General features: G+C 65.8%; 12 protein-coding genes and 2 riboswitches. Of the genes, 8 read left to right on the top strand and 4 right to left on the bottom strand.

Translation table 11 applies throughout. The annotated features are described in order from the left end of the window. Window positions 1–136: 136 nt before the first annotated feature. The 8 genes from F6X39_RS01325 to F6X39_RS01290 all read left to right on the top strand — a co-directional run bounded on the left by F6X39_RS01325 (window position 137) and on the right by F6X39_RS01290 (window position 11,571). Complete coding sequence (locus F6X39_RS01325) at window positions 137–1,186, top strand: oxidoreductase (RefSeq protein ID WP_187615224.1); 1,050 nt, start codon at window positions 137–139, stop codon at window positions 1,184–1,186. 218 nt (window positions 1,187–1,404) lie between these two features. Continuing rightward, window positions 1,405–1,755 (top strand): hypothetical protein, encoded by a 351-nt coding sequence (locus F6X39_RS01320; RefSeq protein ID WP_018418835.1) that lies wholly within the window; start codon window positions 1,405–1,407, stop codon window positions 1,753–1,755. 219 nt (window positions 1,756–1,974) lie between these two features. After that, window positions 1,975–2,077, top strand: a riboswitch (glycine riboswitch). A gap of 20 nt (window positions 2,078–2,097) precedes the next feature. Continuing rightward, window positions 2,098–2,258, top strand: a riboswitch (glycine riboswitch). Between the two features lie 80 nt (window positions 2,259–2,338). After that, window positions 2,339–3,454, top strand: a complete 1,116-nt coding sequence (gene gcvT, locus F6X39_RS01315; protein ID WP_187615222.1) for a glycine cleavage system aminomethyltransferase GcvT — start codon at window positions 2,339–2,341, stop codon at window positions 3,452–3,454. A gap of 59 nt (window positions 3,455–3,513) precedes the next feature. After that, the gene (gene gcvH, locus F6X39_RS01310) at window positions 3,514–3,894 is read left to right on the top strand and encodes a glycine cleavage system protein GcvH (protein ID WP_187615220.1); all 381 of its coding nucleotides are present in this window, start codon (window positions 3,514–3,516) and stop codon (window positions 3,892–3,894) included. A gap of 68 nt (window positions 3,895–3,962) precedes the next feature. After that, a complete protein-coding gene (gene gcvP / locus F6X39_RS01305) occupies window positions 3,963–6,899 on the top strand; it encodes an aminomethyl-transferring glycine dehydrogenase (protein ID WP_187615218.1) in 2,937 nt (978 codons plus the stop codon). Window positions 6,900–7,038: 139 nt separating this feature from the next. Then, a complete protein-coding gene (locus F6X39_RS01300) occupies window positions 7,039–8,169 on the top strand; it encodes an alginate lyase family protein (protein ID WP_090802419.1) in 1,131 nt (376 codons plus the stop codon). A gap of 29 nt (window positions 8,170–8,198) precedes the next feature. After that, window positions 8,199–9,587, top strand: a complete 1,389-nt coding sequence (locus F6X39_RS01295; protein ID WP_187615216.1) for an L-serine ammonia-lyase — start codon at window positions 8,199–8,201, stop codon at window positions 9,585–9,587. A gap of 238 nt (window positions 9,588–9,825) precedes the next feature. Then, window positions 9,826–11,571 (top strand): thiamine pyrophosphate-binding protein, encoded by a 1,746-nt coding sequence (locus F6X39_RS01290; RefSeq protein ID WP_187615214.1) that lies wholly within the window; start codon window positions 9,826–9,828, stop codon window positions 11,569–11,571. Between the two features lie 97 nt (window positions 11,572–11,668). Here the strand turns inward: F6X39_RS01290 and F6X39_RS01285 are convergent, their stop codons facing one another. The 4 genes from F6X39_RS01285 to F6X39_RS01270 form a co-directional block, all read right to left on the bottom strand. Then, window positions 11,669–12,817 (bottom strand): branched-chain amino acid ABC transporter substrate-binding protein, encoded by a 1,149-nt coding sequence (locus F6X39_RS01285; protein ID WP_187615212.1) that lies wholly within the window; start codon window positions 12,815–12,817, stop codon window positions 11,669–11,671. An 87-nt stretch (window positions 12,818–12,904) separates the two neighbouring features. Further along, entirely contained in the window at window positions 12,905–16,843 is a 3,939-nt protein-coding gene (putA, locus tag F6X39_RS01280) for a trifunctional transcriptional regulator/proline dehydrogenase/L-glutamate gamma-semialdehyde dehydrogenase (protein WP_187615210.1), read from the bottom strand. 598 nt (window positions 16,844–17,441) lie between these two features. Continuing rightward, entirely contained in the window at window positions 17,442–17,615 is a 174-nt protein-coding gene (locus F6X39_RS01275) for a hypothetical protein (protein ID WP_260321177.1), read from the bottom strand. 109 nt (window positions 17,616–17,724) lie between these two features. Then, window positions 17,725–19,155, bottom strand: coding sequence for a YeiH family protein (locus F6X39_RS01270; RefSeq protein WP_187615208.1), 1,431 nt, complete (start codon window positions 19,153–19,155; stop codon window positions 17,725–17,727). Window positions 19,156–19,244 lie beyond the last annotated feature (89 nt).

Here is a 19,244-nt window from a genome sequence, read left to right as displayed (position 1 = left end):
GGACGCCCCGACGGGCTGCGCGCAAGGCCGGCCGTCATGCTCAGCCCCCAGTCCAGCCCACAAATGCCACAATGATGAGATTGCGCGCCGCCGCCGCGGTGGCAAGGCGGCGCGCCGCTCCTCCAGGAAGACTCGCATGTCCGCATCGCTGAAAATTGGATTGATGGGCTACGGCTTCGCCGGCGCGACGTTTCACGCACCGGTGATCGAACACTGCGGACGCGCGAGGGTCGCCGCGATTGCGACCGGGCAATCCGAGCGCGCGCACGCCGACTATCCGCACGCGAAAATCGTCGCCGATCTCGACGCGCTGCTCGCGCTCGACGACATCGACTGCGTCGTGATCGCGACGCCCAACGACACCCACTTCGACCTCGCGCGCCGCACCCTCGAAGCCGGCAAGCATGTGGTCGTCGACAAGCCTGTCACGCTAAGCGCCGCCGACGCCCACACGCTTGCCAATATCGCGCTCGCGCGCGGCAAGCTGTTCGCGCCCTTTCACAACCGCCGCTGGGACGGCGATTTTCTGACCGTGCGCGATCTGCTCGCGCGCGTGGAACTGGGTCGCGTCACGCAGTACGAATCGCATTTCGACCGCTTCCGGCCGGGCGTGCGTCAGCGCTGGCGCGAAGACGTGACGCGCGGCGGCGGTCTGCTGTTCGATCTCGGTCCGCATCTGATCGACCAGGCGCTCGCCCTCTTCGGCGCGCCGCGGACCGTATCGGCGACGGTGCGCACCCATCGCGACGACGCAAGTGCACCCGACTACGTGCACATCCAGCTCGGCTACGACGAGTTCGAGGTCGTGCTGCACGCAAGCGCGTTGACCGCGTTGCCGGGACGGCGCTTTGCTATCCACGGCACGCGCGGCAGCTACGTGAAGTACGGCCTCGACACCCAGGAAGATCAGCTGAAAGCGGGCCTGCGCCCCGGCGACGCAGGCTTCGGCGCCGGCAACAGCCCCGGCGTGCTGCGCGTGCTCGAAGGCGACGAGGAAGTCGAGTGCGAATTGCCGACCCGCAACGGCGAGTACGCAGGCTTCTATATTGCGTTGGCCGACGCGATCCAGAACCGCGTCGCATTTCCGATCAGTACGCGCGACGCGGTCGACGTGATGACGATCATCGACCTGGCCGCGCGCAGTTCCGAGCAGGGCGTGCGACTGCCGTTCGAGCGGATTCGCTGAGCCCCGCCCCGCTGCGCGTCGACACCGCGCCACCACGATCTGTGTACCAAAAACGGGACCGCCTTTAGCGCCGCGAAGGCTGTCGGCGCGGGCTTTCCTGACGCTCCGGAAAGGAACATAACGTTACAAATTCGCCCGCTGCCAGGTCAGCGGGCGTTCTTCGTCAGCCGTTGCTAATGAGGTAGTAACCCAACACGACAACGACTCCGGGAGAATCCATGTCTCGAATCATCCGTGCCCTTGTTGCATGCGCGCTGCTCGGCTCCGTCGCCGCCTGCGTGGTAACGCCCCCGCCGGCGCCGCATCCGGGCCCGACTCCGCAACAGATCGCGGACCAGCGTCTGCATCAGGTCGACGGCCGCATCGACAATCTCGCGCACCGTATCGATAACCGCGTGAATCAGGGCTATTACCCGCCGCCGCAAGGCGCCGCGCTGCATCATCGTCTCGAGACGATCCGCCAGGAAGCGCATGACATGGCCGCCCAGCATGGCGGCGGTTTGTCCGCGGAAGAACAGCGCGTGCTGAATCAGGAACTGGACAATGCGGCTCATGCGATCGGCGAGTGAGTCAGCGAGCAAGTGGGCAAACCGAATCGGCAAACGAGCCACCAGGTGAGCCCCCACTACCGCTCATCGTGCGGTCACGGATGGCATCGGGAGAAGCAACTGAAAAGCGCGGGCACCACGGTCCGCGCTTTTCTTTTTGACGCCCCCGAACAGCCACAGCCGGCCCCACACCGCTGCCGGGCCTTTATTTGACAAGCCCCGGCCCGTCGCGTAAATTCGCCGCACGCGTCGGGAGAGCGTGCTGGCAGGCGAAAAATCGCAGGCCGCGCCGCCGAAGGGGCACACCCGCAAACTCTCAGGCAAAAGGACCGACCGCGTCGAAAAACCCGTCTTCCGGCGGCTTTTTCGCACTCTGGAGAGCGGCAGTAGCCATCCGCGTCGCACCTCGTGCACCGCAGGCAGGCTGCCCACCGAAGGGGCGCGCGTTTCACCGTGACGGATCGAGCTCATTGAGCCAGTCGCGGCGGCGCAATCTCTCAGGTATCGAGGACAGAGGGGTCATGCAGAACCACGCTCGCAGGCACACGGCCGCGAGGCAGTGCGCCGCATGGCCTTTTTTGTTTCGCGAGATGCCCGAGGCCCCATGACCGAACTCAAACACACCCCGCTCCACGCCGCTCACCGCGCGCTCAATGCTCGCATGGTCGACTTCGGCGGCTGGGACATGCCCGTCAACTACGGCTCGCAGATCGAGGAACATCGCGCGGTGCGCACCGACGCCGGCATGTTCGACGTGTCCCACATGTGCGTGGTCGACTTCATCGGCGAGCGCGTCCGCGCGTTCTTCGAATACGCGCTCGCGAACAACGTCGCGAAGCTGCACACGCCGGGCCGCGCGCTCTACTCCTGCATGCTGAATCCGAACGGCGGCGTGATCGACGATCTGATCGTCTATTACTTCGCCGAAGACCACTTCCGCGTGGTCGTCAACGCCGGCACCGCCGACAAAGACATCGCCTGGTTCGGCCAGCTCAACGCGGGCGGCTTCGGTCTCACCATCACGCCGCGCCGCGATCTGGCGATCGTCGCCGTGCAAGGCCCGAACGCACGCGAAAAGGCCTGGCAAACCGTGCCGGCCGCGCGCGCCGCGACTGAAACGCTGAAGCCGTTCAACGCCGCGCGCGTCGACGGCACGCCGTTCGGCGAGCTGACCGTCGCGCGCACCGGCTATACCGGTGAAGACGGCTTCGAGATCATCGTGCCGGCTACCCACGTCGAAGCGCTGTGGAATGCGCTCGCGGCCCACGGCGTGCGCCCGGCCGGTCTCGGCGCGCGCGATACGCTGCGCCTCGAAGCCGGCATGAACCTGTATGGCCAGGACATGGACGACAATGTCTCGCCGCTCGACGCCGGCCTCGCATGGACCGTCGACCTGGCCTCGTCGCGCGAGTTCGTCGGCAAGAGCAGCCTCGAAGCCGACGGCTCGCGCGCCGCGTTCGTCGGCCTGATCCTGCTGAAGGAAAACGGCAAGGCCGCGGGCGTGCTGCGCGCGCATCAGAAAGTCGTCACGCCGCACGGCGACGGCGAAATCACCAGCGGCACGTTCTCGCCGACCATGCAGGAATCGATCGCCTTCGCGCGCGTGCCGAAAGGCGTGCAGCCGGGCGACACCGTGCACGTCCAGATTCGCGACAAAGCCTGTCCCGCAAGCGTGGTAAAACTGCCGTTCGTGCGCAACGGCAAGGTGCTGGCGGTCTGAGCGGCCGGCGCACGCCCCTACATTCAAACACTACCGAACATACCGTTCAGGAGCATCCAATGAGCATCCCGGCCGAACTGAAATACACCGAATCGCACGAATGGGTCCGCACCGAAGCGGACGGCACGCTGACGGTCGGCATCACCGACCACGCGCAGGAAGCGCTCGGCGACATCGTCTTCTTCGAAGTCCAGGAACTCGGCAAGTCCGTGACCGCGGGCGACACCGTCGCCGTGATCGAATCGGTGAAGGCCGCCTCCGATATCTACGCGCCGGTCTCGGGCGAAGTCATCGAGGCGAACACGAGCGTCGCCGACTCGCCCGACACCGTCAACAGCACGCCGTACGACAGCTGGCTGTTCAAGATCAAGCCGGCCGCCGATGCGTCGCTCGACCGTCTGCTCGACGCCGAGGCGTACGCGAAGTCGATCGGCGCCTGAGTCACCTTTTGTTTTAACCGTCAGGCGCGGCGCTCGCACAACGGCGCGCCGCGCCGCCAGGAACACCCATGAAGCTCGAACACCCGGATCGTCTGATGAACCGCACTCCTCTCTCGCTCGCCGCGCTCGAAGTGCACGACGCCTTCGCCGAACGGCATATCGGCCCGGATACGGCCGACCAGCAAGCGATGCTCGAAGCACTCGGCTTCGCGTCGCGCGCGGCATTGATCGACGCCGTCATCCCGAAGACGATCCGCCGCACCGAAACGCTGCCGCTCGGCCCCTTCGCGCAACCGAAGAGCGAAGCCGAAGCGCTCGCCGCCTTGCGCGAGCTCGCGGACAAGAACCAGGTGTTCCGCTCCTACATCGGCCAGGGCTATTACAACGCCCATACGCCGACGGTGATCCTGCGCAACGTGCTCGAAAATCCGGCGTGGTACACCGCGTACACGCCGTATCAGCCTGAAATTTCCCAAGGCCGTCTGGAAGCGCTCCTGAACTTCCAGCAGATGGTCACCGACCTGACCGGCCTCGCGATCTCGAACGCATCGCTGCTCGACGAAGCGACCGCCGCCGCCGAAGCGATGACGCTGTTGCAACGCGTCGGCAAACCGAAGTCGAACGTGTTCTTCGTTGCCGACGACGTGCTGCCGCAGACCATCGAAGTCGTGAAGACGCGCGCGACGCCGGTCGGCATCGAAGTGAAAGTCGGCCCGGCCGCTGAAGCCGCCGACGCCAACGCATTCGGCGTGCTGCTGCAATACCCGGGCGTGAACGGCGACGTGCGCGACTACCGCGCGCTGACCGAAGCGATCCACGCGGCAGGCGGCCATGTCGTCGTCGCCGCCGACCTGCTCGCGCTGACGCTGCTTACGCCGCCGGGCGAATGGGGCGCGGACGTCGCGGTCGGCAATACGCAGCGTTTCGGCGTGCCGGTCGGCTTCGGCGGCCCGCATGCCGCGTACCTCGCGGTGCGCGACGAATTCAAGCGGCAAATGCCGGGACGTCTGGTCGGCGTAACCGTCGACGCGCAAGGCAACCCCGCGCTGCGTCTCGCGCTGCAAACGCGCGAGCAACACATCCGTCGCGAGAAGGCGACCTCGAACGTATGCACCGCGCAGGCGCTGCTCGCGATCATGGCGAGCATGTACGCGGTCTATCACGGCCCGCGTGGCCTGAAGACGATCGCACTGCGCGTCAATCGCATCGCCACGCTGCTCGCCGAAGGCGCGAAGCAGCTTGGCTATCAGCTCGTCAACGAAACTTTCTTCGACACGCTCACGTTCGACACCGGCGCACGCACGCAAGCGCTGCACGACGCGGCTACGGCCAGGCGCATCAACCTGCGCCACGTGAGCGCGACGCAAGTCGGCCTGTCGATCGACGAAACCACCACGCGCCACGATCTGGCCGACCTGCTCGCGGTGTTCGCTCAAGCGGCCTTCACGAGCGACGTGCCGCAAGTCGACGCGCTCGACGCCGCGCTCAACGCATCGAACTCTGCGTCGGTGCCGGCCGCGCTCGAACGCACGAGCGCGTACCTGACGCATCACGTGTTCAACCGTCATCATTCGGAAACGGAAATGCTGCGCTATCTGCGCAGCCTGTCGGACAGGGACCTCGCGCTCGATCGCTCGATGATCCCGCTCGGCTCCTGCACGATGAAGCTGAATGCGACGTCGGAAATGCTGCCGGTCACGTGGCCCGAGTTCGGCCAGATCCATCCGTTCGCACCGACCGAACAAACCGTCGGCTACCGCGAGATGATCGATCAGCTCGAAGAGATGCTGGTCGCCGCGACCGGCTATGCGGCCGTGTCGCTGCAGCCGAACGCGGGCTCGCAGGGCGAGTACGCGGGTCTTTTGATCATCCACGCCTATCACGCGTCGCGCGGCGAAGCGCATCGCGATGTCTGTCTGATTCCCGCTTCGGCGCACGGCACGAACCCGGCGTCGGCGCAAATGGCCGGCATGCAGGTCGTGGTCGTGGCATGCGACGCGCAGGGCAACGTCGATATCGAAGACCTGAAGAAGAAGGCCGCGCAGCACGCCGATAAGCTCGCGGCGATCATGATCACGTACCCGTCGACGCACGGCGTGTTCGAGCAGAACGTCCGCGAAATCTGCGAGATCGTGCATGCGCACGGCGGCCAGGTGTACGTGGACGGCGCGAACATGAACGCGATGGTCGGCCTGTGCGCGCCGGGTCAGTTCGGCGGCGACGTCTCGCACCTGAACCTGCACAAGACCTTCTGCATTCCGCACGGCGGCGGCGGACCGGGCGTCGGTCCGGTCGCGGTCGGCGCGCATCTCGCGCAGTTCCTGCCGAACCAGACTTCGTCGGGCTACCAGCGCGCGGAGGATGGCATCGGCGCGGTGTCGGCCGCGCCGTACGGCTCGGCGTCGATCCTGCCGATCTCGTGGATGTACATCGCGATGATGGGCGCGAAGAATCTGACCGCCGCGACCGAAACCGCGATCCTCAACGCGAACTACGTCGCCAACAAGCTCGCGCCGCACTATCCGGTGTTGTACTCGGGCCCCGGCGGCCTCGTCGCACACGAGTGCATTCTCGATCTGCGTCCGATCAAGGACACGAGCGGCATCACCGTCGACGACGTCGCGAAGCGCCTCGCCGACTATGGCTTCCACGCGCCGACGATGAGCTTCCCGGTACCGGGCACGCTGATGGTCGAACCGACCGAGTCGGAGTCGAAGGAAGAGCTCGACCGCTTCATCGAGGCGATGATCGCCATCCGCGAGGAAATCCGCGCGGTCGAGGAAGGCCGCGCGGATCGCGAGGACAATCCGCTGAAGCACGCGCCGCACACGGCGGCGGTCGTGATCTCGGACGACTGGAAGCACGCGTATGCGCGCGAGACCGCCGCCTACCCGCTGAAGACGCTGATCGCGAGCAAGTACTGGCCGCCGGTCGGTCGCGCGGACAACGTGTACGGCGATCGCAACCTGTTCTGCTCGTGCGTGCCGATCGCCGATTACGAGTAAGCAGTGCGAGGCGGCGAGACGTCATGCGTGGCGCTGTGAAGGTCCGTCGGCGTCCGCGAGCGGTCCACCCGCGGTCCTGTCGTTGAAAGCCGCAACCGGCTAACATCACACACCGAATCAGCCTAACGAGGAGTTTCGCATGGCGCGAAAGGTGCGATTGATGCAAAGCCGGGCCGAGGCGGCAGGCGTCCGTCCGTGGCGGCCCGCTTACGCGGTACTGTTGGCCGCAGCGGCCGCGTTGCTGCCGCTGCGCGCGGCGCAGGCCGCGATGAATTTCTGCGCGGCGCCGGCGCTGCAAACGAGCGAGCGCACCAATGCCGACCCCGGCGTCAAGGCGCTCGTCGCCAACGTGCAGGCACATCTGAACGAGCAGCCGCATGCGCTCGCCAAATTGCACACCGAGGGCACGCTGCCGCACGAGGGCATCTACGATCAGAGCGTCGAAGCGGAGAAGGATCTCGACCTGCTGCGCGACGCCGCGCTCGCGTGGCGCGCGACCAGCGACGACCGCTTCCTGAAGCTCGTCGACCGTCTGCTGTACGCGTGGGTCACGACCTATCAGCCGAGCTTCAATCCGATCGACGAAACGCGTTTCGAAGGTCTGATCCTCGCGTACGACATGACCGCGAGCGCGTTGCCCGTCAAAACGCGCAACGCGGCGATGGCGTTTCTGACGAAGCTCGCGAACGGCTACATCGCGCAGATCGACGCGCAGCCGCGGCCGCTCACGGGCACGTTCCGCAACAATTGGCAAAGCCACCGCATCAAGCTGATCGCGATGGCGGCATTCACGCTCGACAACCGCAAGATGATCAACGCCGCGCAGCGGCTGTTCGTCGAGCATATCGGCGACAACATCGCCCCGGACGGCTCGACGATCGACTTCGGCGAGCGCGATGCGCTGCACTACGTGACCTACGATCTGCAACCGCTGGTGACGGCCGCGCTCGCCGCGCGCCGCCACAACCGCAACTGGCTGCAAGAAAAGGGCGCGAACGGCGCGACGCTGCTCGCCGCGCTGAATTGGCTCGTGCCGTTTGCTACCGGCGCTCAGACGCATGAGGAATTCGTGCATTCGAACGTCGCGTTCGATGCAAAACGTCGCGAGGCCGGCTTGCCCGGCTATTCGGGTCAGTGGGATCCGAAGAACGCGACGGAACTGTTTCACCTGGCGGCCCGTCTCGATGGACGCTTTACGCCAGTCGCGCTGCAGCTCGCACCGACGCCGCCCGCGTGGCTCGCCGTGTGCTTGCCGCTGCCGGCGCGCTAAACTCTTTATCTATAGGCAGGGAGCAGTACATGGCAGTCAGCGTCTTCGATCTCTTCAAAATCGGCATTGGTCCCTCGAGCTCGCACACGGTCGGGCCGATGCGCGCGGCGCTGATGTTCGTCCAGGGACTCGAGCGCGACGGGCTGCTCGCTTCCACCGCATCGGTGAAAGCGGAGCTGTACGGCTCGCTCGGCGCGACCGGCAAGGGACACGGCACCGATCGCGGCGTCATGCTAGGCCTGATGGGCGACGCGCCCGACACCGTCGATCCCGAGACGATCGCGCAACGGCTCGAAGCAGTGCGCACGTCGCGCCAACTCGCGCTGCTCGGCACGCACGAGGTGCCCTTCGTGCAGAAAGAGCACATCGCGTTTTATCGTCAGGCGCTGCCCGAGCATCCGAACGGCCTGAAGCTGTTCGCCTTCGATGCGCAAGGGGCAACGCTGCGCGAGTCGACCTATCTGTCGGTCGGCGGCGGCTTCGTCGTGACGGCCGGCGCGCCGAACACGAAGGTATTGAGCGCCGTCGATCAGCTTCCGCATTCGTTCCGTACCGGCAACGAATTGCTCGCGCTGTGTGCGGCGAGCGGCAAGAGCATCGCGCAGCTGATGTCGGAAAACGAGCGCGTCTGGCACAGCGAGGAAGAAACGCGCGCGGGTCTGCTGAAGATCTGGGACGTGATGCAATCATGCGTCGCGCGCGGATGCGGCATCAACAATCCCGATGCCGATGGTCACTTGCCCGGACCTTTCCAGGTGAAGCGGCGCGCGCCGCAGCTCTATCGCGCGTTGACGGGCAACCCTGAGCGCGCGTTGCAGGACCCGCTGTCCATGGTCGACTGGATCAACCTGTACGCGATCGCCGTCAACGAAGAGAACGCGGCGGGCGGGCGCGTCGTCACCGCGCCGACCAATGGCGCGGCCGGCATCATTCCGGCGGTGCTGCATTACTACACGCGCTTCATGCCCGGCGCGAACGAGCAGGGCGTGATCGACTTCCTGATGACGGCCGCCGCGATCGGCATCCTGTACAAGCTGAATGCGTCGATCTCCGGTGCGGAGGTGGGCTGTCAGGGCGAAGTCGGCGTCGCATGCTCGATGGCCGCGGGCGCGCTGGCCGCCGTGATGGGCGGCACGCCGAAGCAGGTCGAGAATGCCGCGGAAATCGGCATGGAGCACAACCTCGGGCTCACCTGCGATCCGGTTGGCGGCATGGTGCAGATTCCGTGCATCGAGCGCAATGCGATGGCATCGGTGAAGGCGGTCAATGCCGCGCGCATGGCGTTGCGCGGCGACGGCAGCCACTACGTATCGCTCGATTCGGTGATCAAGACGATGCGCGAAACCGGCGCGGACATGAAGACCAAGTACAAGGAAACGTCGCGCGGCGGACTGGCGGTAAATATCGTCGAGTGTTGAGTGGTTGAGCGCGGCATTCAATTGCGTGCGATCGCATCGGAAAAGCGCGGGCCCTGCGGCTCGCGTTTTCATTTGCGCAATCGTGTTGCGCGCACGCCGATCGAACAGTTGCGCTGCGCCATGACAGCGCCCACGTGCTCGGCGTAAGCTGTCGAAGCGCCCATCGGCCGCTGTTGCACGTTCCCCCGATGCGGCTCCATCCCAACGCACCCACGCACTGCCAGGAGGCTTCTTCGCAATGTCGCTGCCGAATGCTCCCGCTGCCAATTCCGCTTCCAATTCCGTTATCGCTTCCCATACCGCACGCACGACCGGCGCGCGCCTCGTCGTCGATGCGTTGCTCACACACGGCGTCGAGCGCGTGTTCTGCGTCCCCGGCGAAAGCTTTCTCGCCGTGCTCGATTCGCTGCACGACGAAACCGGGCGCATCCAGACGATCGTCTGCCGTCACGAAGCCGCGGCCGCGAACATGGCCGAAGCGCTCGGCAAGCTGACCGGCCGCCCGGGTGTCGCACTCGTCACGCGCGGGCCGGGCGCGACGCATGCGTCGATCGGCGTTCATACTGCGTTTCAGGACTCCACGCCGATGATTCTGCTGATCGGTCAGTGCGCGCGCGAACATCTCGATCGCGAGGCCTTTCAGGAGATCGACTACCGGCGCATGTTCGGTCAGATGGCGAAGTGGGTCGCGCAGATCGACGACCCGAAGCGCATCCCCGAATATCTGAGCCATGCGTTTCATACGGCCACCTCGGGGAGGCCCGGGCCGGTCGTGCTGGCGCTGCCCGAAGACGTGCTGAGCGATGCCTGCGACGCGGTGCCTGGCGCACCCGCTTATCACCGCGTGGCGGCGTCGCCATCGGCCGCGCAGATCGCGAAGCTGCGCGAGTTGCTCGAAGGCGCGCAACGGCCGATGGTGATCGCCGGCGGCAGCGGCTGGACAGAGGCCGCATGCGCGGACCTGCGGCGTTTCATCGAAAACTGGCAGTTGCCGATTGGACTCGCGTTCCGCTTCCAGGACACCTTCGACAACGAGCATCCGAACTACGCGGGCGACGTCGGTCTCGGCATCAATCCGGCGCTCGCTCAGCGCATTCGCGACGCGGACTTGCTGCTCGCGCTCGGTCCGCGCCTCGGCGAAGCGACAACCAACGGCTACACGCTGCTCGACATCCCGAAGACGAAGCAGACGCTCGTGCATGTGCATCAGGGCGCGGAAGAACTGGGCCGCGTATATGCGGCCGATCTGCCGATCGTCTCGGGCATGCCTGAGCTTGCGGCGATGCTTGCGGAACTGGAACCGTCGCCGTCCGGCAGGCTCGCCTGGGCGGGCGCCGCTGAGGAAGCGCATCGCGCGTATCTGGATTGGCGCAAGCCGCGCCCAATTCCCGGCGACGTGCAGATGGGCGAAGTGATCCAGCAGTTACGCGCCCACTTGCCCGACGACGCGATCCTCACGAACGGCGCGGGCAATTACGCGACGTGGCTGCATCGGCATTTCTCGTATCGGCACTTCCGTTCTCAGCTCGCGCCGACGAGCGGCGCGATGGGCTACGGCGTGCCGGCGGCGCTCGCGGCAAAGTCGCTGTATCCACAGCGCGTGGTGGTCGCGCTCGCCGGCGACGGCTGCTTCATGATGGCCGCGCAGGAGCTCGCGACAGCGATGCAGTACGACCTGCGCGTGCTGTTCATCGTCGTCAACAACAGCCAATTCGGGACAATCCGCATGCATCAGGAGCGACACTATCCGCATCGCGTGCATGGCACCGGCCTCACGAATCCGGACTTCGCGGCATTCGCGCGATCGTTCGGCGCGCATGGCGAAACCGTTGAACGTACCGGGGATTTTCTGCCGGCGTTGCAACGCGCGATCGAATCGCAGCTGCCGGCCGTGATCGAAATTCGCATGCCGCAGGAAGCGAGCACGCCCGCGGCGACGCTCGAGATGATTCGTGAGCAGGGGAGGAAGATGCGCGGGCAGTGAAAATCGCCACGTGGCCTGACAGCGTGTCGAATGCGCCGCCCATAAAAAACCCCGCCAGAGCGGGGTTTTCTATTATCAACCGTAGTCAGCAAAAAACTTACTTGCCGCCCACGCTTTGCAGCGTCGTCCACTTGCCATCGACGACCTTGTACAGCGTGATACCACCGTTCTTCAGATCGCCGCGCGCGTCGTATGCGAGGTTGGCCGACGTCACGGCCGGCTTCGACGTCTTGGCGAGCACCGGCAGGTACCTGGCAGGATCGGTCGAGTTCGCGTTCTTCATCGCGGCGAACATCGCCATCGCGCCATCGAACGCGTACGGCGAGTACGTTTGCACGTCCTCGTTGAAGCGCGCCTTGTACTTCTCGACGTATGCCTTGCCGCCCGGCATTTCTTCGAGCGGCAGACCGGCGAGCGAAGCCACCGTGCCGTTCGCCGCATCGCCGGCGAGCTTGATGAAGGTCGGCGTGTGGACCATTTCGCCGCCCATCAGCGGCGCCTTCACGCCGAGCTGCTTCATCTGCTTGACCATCGGTGCGGCTTGCGAATCCGCGCCGCCGTAATAGATCAGATCCGGGTTCGACGACTTCAGCTTGGTCAGGATCGACTTGAAGTCGACGGCCTTGTCGTTCGTGTATTCGCGATCGACGATCGTCGCGCCTGCCGCCTTCGCAGCCTTCTCGAACTGATCCGCAAGACCCTGGCCGTAAGCGGTGCGATCGTCGACGATCGCGATCTTCTTCATGCCGAGGTTCTTCACCGCGAACGTGCCAGCAACCGAGCCTTGCTGCGTGTCGGACGTCATCATGCGGAAGGTGGTCTTGAAGCCCTGCTGCGTGTATTCCGGCGCCGTCGCCATCGCGATCTGCGGAATGCCCGCGTTCGCGTAGATGCGCGAGGCCGGAATCGTCGTGCCCGAGTTGAAGTGGCCCAGCATGCCCTTGATGCCGTCATCCACGAGCTTTTGCGCGACCGTCGTGCCGGTGCGTGGGTCGGCCTGGTCGTCGGCCGAGTCGAGCACGATGCGAACCGACTTGCCGCCGATCACCGGCTTCGTCGCGTTGAACTCTTCGACCGCGAGCGTGATGCCGTTCTGGAAGTCCTTGCCATAGTGCGCCTGTGCGCCCGTCATCGGACCGGCGAAACCGATCTTCACGTCTTCCGTCGATTGAGCGTTGGCCATCCCCGCCAGCGACATGGCGGCAACCAGAGCTGCGCCTGCCAGCTGTTTCATTTTGTGTTGCATAGCTTCTCCTTGATACCAGGTGTGGATGGAGCGGTGTCGGGGTCGCCGTGCCGCTTCCTTTCTATTGAATAAATCGCCGAGGTTCGCTCAACCGATCGTCATCAAATTCGCATTGCCGCCTGCCGCCGCGGTATTCACGCTGACCGAGCGCTCGGTGAGCAGACGCTCGAGCGCGTAGTCCTCGTCGCCGCTCGCGAGCGCACGGGCCGCGACGCCCTGCACCGACACGATCGGCCCCGCGCGCTTCGCGACCTCCTTCACGAGCGCAAGCAGCTCATCGCTGTCGCCTTCGAACAGCACGGCGTCGAACGGCGCGTCGGCGCTCTTCTTCACGCTCGCGTGGGCCTTCAGCGACGCCGGCAATTGCGAAACCAATTGTTCACCGGCCGCGCCCTCGAACAACGCACGATTTCCCGTAGCCAGCGCCGCCGCGAACTGCACGCGCGCGCCGCTCGCCGTCGACGCGATACACAGCACCGTGCCGCGTGGGCCCAGCGTGTACGTATTGCGCTCGCCGGTCGGCCCCGACAGTACCGCGGTCGCGCCCGCCGGCACATGCGACAGATAGCCGTCGCAACGCGCGGCAAGCTGCGGCTCGCGCTCGGCGATCAGCCAGTCGCGCAACGCGCTCAGCGCGGCCGCCGGATTGTCGCCCTGTTCTGCAGCCTGCGCCGCCTGCGGTACTTCGACCACCAGCGCCTGCGCGAGCGACTTCGGCAAACCAGCCGGACGCGTTGCGAGCAGACGCTGCAGATATAACGCGCCGCCGGCCTTCGGCCCCGTACCCGACAGTCCTTCGCCGCCGAACGGCTGCACCCCGACCACCGCGCCGATCACGTTGCGGTTCACGTAGATGTTGCCTACGTGTGCGCGGCTGATCACGTGCGCGATCGTTTCGTCGATGCGCGTGTGGATGCCGAGCGTCAAACCGTAACCCGTCGCGCGAATCTGTTCGAGCAGCTTGTCGAGCTGGCTGCGGCGATAGCGCACCACGTGCAGCACCGGACCGAACACTTCGCGCTTCAGCTCGTCGATGCTGTCGAGCTCGATCAGCGTCGGCGGCACGAAAGTACCCTGCGTCGCGCCCTCCGGCAGCGGCAGTTGCTCGACCTTGCGGCCCTTGTCGCGCATCGCCGCGATGTGGGCGTCGATGCCGCGCTTCGCGTCCAGGTCGATCACCGGGCCGACGTCGGTCGACAGCCGATCCGGGTTGCCTAGCGCGAGCTCGCGCATCGCGCCCGTCAGCATTTCGAGCGTGCGGTCCGCGACATCGTCCTGCAGACAAAGAACGCGCAACGCCGAACACCGTTGACCGGCGGAGTCGAAAGACGACTGCAGCACGTCGGCGACGACCTGCTCGGCGAGCGCCGACGAGTCGACGATCATCGCGTTCTGGCCGCCGGTTTCGGCGATCAGCGGAATCGGCTTGCCATCCGGATCGAGTCGGCCGGACAGCGTCTTGTTGATCAGACGCGCGACTTCGGTCGAGCCGGTAAACATCACCGCACGCGTGCGCGGATCGGCGACCAGCGCGGCTCCGACCGTCTCGCCATTGCCCGGCAGCAGTTGCACCGCGCCCGCCGGCACGCCCGCTTCGCGCAGAATTCGCACCGCCTGAGCTGCGATCAGCGGCGTCTGCTCGGCCGGTTTCGCGAGCACCGTGTTGCCGGCCGCGAGCGCGGCGGCCACCTGGCCCATGAAAATCGCCAGCGGGAAATTCCACGGGCTGATACAGACCACCGGACCGAGCGGCCGATGCGTGTCGTTCGAAAACTCGTCGCGGATCTGCGTCGAGTAGTAGCGCAGGAAGTCGATCGCTTCGCGGATTTCCGCGACCGCGTTGGCGAGCGATTTGCCCGCTTCGCGCACCACGAGGCCCATTAGCGTGTGCATCTGCGCTTCGAGCAGATCCGCGGCACGCGCGAGGCAGTCCGCGCGCGCTTCGACCGGCGTCGCCTGCCAGATCGGCGCGGCGGCCACCGCATGGCCGAGCGCGGCGCTCACGTGCTCCGCCGTCGCTTCGACGACCGTGCCGACGAGATCACGATGGTCGGCCGGGTTGCGCACGTCGCGCCCGGCGCCGACCGCGATCTGGTTGTCTTCGAGCATTGGCGCCGCGCGCCACGGATGATGCGCGCTCGCGAGCAGCGCCGACGACAGCGACGCGAGCCGATGCTCGTTCGACAGATCGAAGCCCATCGAATTGAGCCGTTGCGCGCCATACAGGTTGCGCGGCAGCGGAATGCGCGCGTGCGGCGCGCCGAGCGGCACGATCCTCGACGCTTCCTCGACCGGATCGGCGACCAGGTCCTTGATCGCGACGGATTCGTCGGCGATGCGGTTCACGAACGACGTGTTCGCACCGTTCTCGAGCAGCCGGCGCACGAGGTACGCGAGCAGCGTCTCATGCGTACCGACCGGTGCGTACACGCGGCACGGGCGGTTCAGCTTGTCGCGGCCGGTGACTTCTTCGTAGAGCTGCTCGCCCATGCCGTGCAGGCACTGGAACTCGTACTGGCCGGGGTAGTAGTTGTTGCCTGCGAGCTGATAGATCGCCGACAGCGTGTGCGCGTTGTGCGTCGCGAACTGCGGATAGACGGCATCGGGCGCGCCGAGCAGTTTCTTCGCGCAGGCGAGGTACGACACGTCGGTGTAGACCTTGCGCGTGTAGACCGGATAGCCTTCGAGGCCGTCGACCTGCGCGCGCTTGATTTCCGTATCCCAGTACGCGCCCTTCACGAGCCGCACCATGACACGGTGGCGGCTGCGGCGCGCCAGATCGATCAGGTAGTCGATCACGAACGGGCAGCGCTTCTGATACGCCTGCACGACGAAGCCGATGCCGTTCCAGCCTTGCAGCTCCGGATCGAAGCACAGCGCTTCGAGCAGGTCGAGCGAGAGTTCGAGGCGGTCGGCTTCTTCGGCGTCGATATTGAGGCCGATGTCGTAGCGGCGCGCAAGGATCGCGAGCGAACGCACGCGCGGCAGCAGCTCGCTCATCGTGCGTTCCTGCTGCGCGCGCGAGTAGCGCGGATGCAGCGCCGACAGCTTGATCGAGATGCCGGGGCCTTCGTAGATGCCGCGGCCGCCCGCGGCCTTGCCGATCGCGTGGATCGCCTGCTCGTACGACGCGTAGTAGCGCTGCGCGTCGGCCTCGGTGGTGGCCGCTTCGCCGAGCATGTCGTATGAATAGCGGAAACCGCGCGCCTCGTACTTGCGGCTGTTCGCGAGCGCTTCGGAAATGTTCTCGCCGGTCACGAACTGCTCGCCCATCAGGCGCATCGCCATGTCGACGCCCTTGCGGATCAGCGGCTCGCCGCCCTTGCCGATCAGGCGCGTGAGCGCTGACGACAGGCTCGTCTCGCTATTGGTCGTCACGAGCTTGCCGGTGATCATCAGCCCCCAGGTCGCCGCGTTGACGAACAGCGACGGCGCCTGGCCGACGTGCGATTTCCAATCGCCCTTGCTGATCTTGTCGCGGATCAGCGCGTCGCGGGTCGCGCGGTCGGGAATGCGCAGCAGCGCCTCGGCGAGGCACATCAGCGCGACGCCTTCCTGGCTCGACAGCGAAAATTCGTGGATCAGCCCTTCGACGCCGCCGCCCTTGCTCTTCGAGCGCAGCGTTTCGACGAGCTTGCCGGCCATCGCCTGCACGTCGCCGGCGAGGTTGGCCGGCAGACGCGCCTGGCCGAGCAGGAACGGCACGCACTCGGGTTCAGGGCGGCGATACGCGGCGGTGATCGCCGCGCGCAGCACCGACTGCGGTTGCACGTTCTGCGCGAAATCGAGGAACGGATGGGACGCGCCGTCTTCCTCGTTCTCGACCGCCGCGCCGTCGGCGAGATCGGCCGTGCCGGTTGCGCCTGACAGTTCGGGCGGCAACTGGCCGTGCTCGATCTTTTCGAGGTAGGCGAAAATCGCCTGCTTGATCAACCAGTGCGGGGTGCGCTCGAGGCGGGTGGCGGCATCTTTGAGCCGGGAACGCAGGAGGTCGTCGACCTTGACGCCAAGGGTGGTGCTAGCCATGTTTCCTTCTCTGATACCGGGCGCGAGCCTGGCGAAAGACTAAAAGTTGGGCGAATCGTACGCCTCCAAATAAAAAGGTGCAACCAAATCGGCAGGTTGGTTGCACCCCGTCGGAAGCCTTATGGAACGTGGGTTTCCGGGTGGTGGCCGACAGTCGAACCGGAGTGTTTTCGATCGGTACTTTCCCTGGCGTGATTCTTTTTGAAATAAGCCTTATCAAACGACTTCGCGCGCCGATATACAGAAGCACGATGACGGACGGCCCGAAACGTCGGTTTCAGGGCACGCAGAAAAGATAAACGGGGTTCCCGAGGGTTGGTGTGATGGAAAAGTGGCTGGTAATACTGGGCATCTGGGCGCTGTGCGCGGCCTGTGCGGTGTTTTTCATTCGAGGCGCGACAAGGGGCTCGAATCGGCGCGAAGAGGAGCGCAAGCGTGCGAGCGCGGCCTCGCGTGGATCGGCGGGCAATACGCGAAACGCGCTGAACGACTGAGATCAGGAGAGAGCGCGCAACGGCTCATGAAGCCGGATGCGCGCGAATGTGGGGATTCGCGACTGGATTGGCGCGGGGATTTGCGCCTGAAGATCGCTGTTGGATCAGCGCGGCCCGAGCGACGGCGCAACCGGCTCGAACCGCGCACAGACATCGCCGGGCGATACCAACTGGTCATGCAGACCACACAGTCGGCTATCGGCGACGCTCGCGCCGAACCCTGAACTGAACACGGCAAGCCCCGGGATACGCTGCTCGAGCGCATCCCGTTCGCTCACGCGATGCCGGCATGCGGCGCAGCAGGGCGCGTCCGCCGCGCTGCTGCGCTCTACGGCGCCTATGTATGGCGTAGCGCCGGCGCCACGATCCATCGAAATCTTCACGGCGTTATCCGAGGCTGTTCCAGTACGACGCGAACACGTGTGCGGACAGCGCGTAACCGATCGCGATATTGACCACCACGCCCGCTGTGAACGCGAGGAACGGCTTCAGACCGGTCGCGGCAAGCGAGCGGAAGCGCGTCGTCAGACCGATGCTCAGGAAGCAGAAGGTGAACGCCCACGTGCGCAGCACCGTGATTGGCGCGACGAACTGCGGCGTGACGACCTGACGGTAATCGGCGAGTGAATAATGGCTCGCGATCCACGTGACCAACGCCGACGCGATCACGAAGCCGATCACGAACTTGGGGAAACGCGCCCAGATCTCACCGGCATTCGCGCGCGCGGCGACGCCGCTGTCCTGCGCTTCCCAGCGCGTCGTCGCGACGATTGCGAGCACGAACGCCCAGATGCCGATCCAGATGTCGCGGCCGACCACCTTCATCAGCGTGAAGGCCTGCAACGACGCTTCCGGCGCGCCGGCGATCGCGCCGCCCGCGTGGCGCGCGAAATCGCCGTACGCCTGGGCGGCTGCGATGCCCGCGGCGTCGGCGAATTCGGAGGTGCCGATCCAGGCGCCGGCGACGGCCGTCGGCAGTCCGAGCGAGCGCGACGCGAACGGCAGCACGAAGATCATCACGATCGCCCACAGCACGACCAGCGTGATCGCGACCGACGCCTGCTCGCGTTTCGCCCGTACCGCGCCGGCAATCGCGATCGCCGCAGACACGCCGCACACCGCGCCGCCGACGCCGAGCACGGCGGCAAAGCGTCGATCGAGTCCGAATGCTCGCGCAACGAGAAAGATCACGAAGAACGTCACCAATGACACGATGCTCGCCTGGACGACCGCGACCGGACCGGCCCACACGAGCAGCGTGAACGGCAGCGTCGCGCCGAGCAGCACGATACCGACCTTGATGTAAAACTCGACGCGCAGCCCGGCCGCGAGCCACTCCGGCAGCGTGAACAGGTTCGACACGAGCAGCCCGAGCGCGAGCGCGACGAGCGGCGGCTCGAGGTTGTACCTGGACGCGTCGACCCATGCGCCGAGCGTCAGAATCAGCGCGGAAGCGACGAACACCACGATGAAGGCGGCGAGAAACGCGCCGACGCGCTGCCGGAGCAGGGCGACGCTCGCGCCGAACAGCACCGCGAATGTCGCGAATAGCGCGAAGTAGTTGGGTAGATGCTTGCCGATGTCCTGCGCGGCCTGCGCGACGCTCGACCATTTGGCCGGCGCAACCGCGAGCCACTTGATGCTGCTGCCCGACGCGAACAGCGCCCACGCGATCACGATCACGAGCAGGCCGACGCCCGCGGCGAGCCAGTCTTCGGTCAGCGAAAAGCCGCTGCCTCGTGCGGTTTGCGCGTCTTGTGTACCTTGCCGCTGACCCGGCGCGGCGCCCTCCGGCACGGTGTGATGGGTGTCGCTCATTGCACATGCCCCGCGAAAGTTGAGTGGCATCGGCGCGAAGTTATTGTCGTTTAGCCTCAAAATGCGCCGATTTGGCGACTATAGGCGAG

The organism is Paraburkholderia sp. UCT2 (assembly GCF_014397665.1).
Classification (GTDB): domain Bacteria; phylum Pseudomonadota; class Gammaproteobacteria; order Burkholderiales; family Burkholderiaceae; genus Paraburkholderia; species Paraburkholderia tuberum.
The sequence above is the reverse complement of the archived record's forward strand: the minus strand, read 5'-3'. Positions and strand labels throughout refer to the sequence as shown.

What these genes read in the sequence shown, in the direction of transcription:
- F6X39_RS01325 (WP_187615224.1), top strand. Translation starts at nt 137, where the DNA reads ATGTCCGCATCGCTGAAAATTGGATTGATGGGCTACGGCTTCGCCGGC.
- F6X39_RS01320 (WP_018418835.1), top strand. Translation starts at nt 1,405, where the DNA reads ATGTCTCGAATCATCCGTGCCCTTGTTGCATGCGCGCTGCTCGGCTCC.
- gcvT (WP_187615222.1), top strand. Translation starts at nt 2,339, where the DNA reads ATGACCGAACTCAAACACACCCCGCTCCACGCCGCTCACCGCGCGCTC.
- gcvH (WP_187615220.1), top strand. Translation starts at nt 3,514, where the DNA reads ATGAGCATCCCGGCCGAACTGAAATACACCGAATCGCACGAATGGGTC.
- gcvP (WP_187615218.1), top strand. Translation starts at nt 3,963, where the DNA reads ATGAAGCTCGAACACCCGGATCGTCTGATGAACCGCACTCCTCTCTCG.
- F6X39_RS01300 (WP_090802419.1), top strand. Translation starts at nt 7,039, where the DNA reads ATGGCGCGAAAGGTGCGATTGATGCAAAGCCGGGCCGAGGCGGCAGGC.
- F6X39_RS01295 (WP_187615216.1), top strand. Translation starts at nt 8,199, where the DNA reads ATGGCAGTCAGCGTCTTCGATCTCTTCAAAATCGGCATTGGTCCCTCG.
- F6X39_RS01290 (WP_187615214.1), top strand. Translation starts at nt 9,826, where the DNA reads ATGTCGCTGCCGAATGCTCCCGCTGCCAATTCCGCTTCCAATTCCGTT.
- F6X39_RS01285 (WP_187615212.1), bottom strand. Translation starts at nt 12,817, where the DNA reads ATGCAACACAAAATGAAACAGCTGGCAGGCGCAGCTCTGGTTGCCGCC.
- putA (WP_187615210.1), bottom strand. Translation starts at nt 16,843, where the DNA reads ATGGCTAGCACCACCCTTGGCGTCAAGGTCGACGACCTCCTGCGTTCC.
- F6X39_RS01270 (WP_187615208.1), bottom strand. Translation starts at nt 19,155, where the DNA reads ATGAGCGACACCCATCACACCGTGCCGGAGGGCGCCGCGCCGGGTCAG.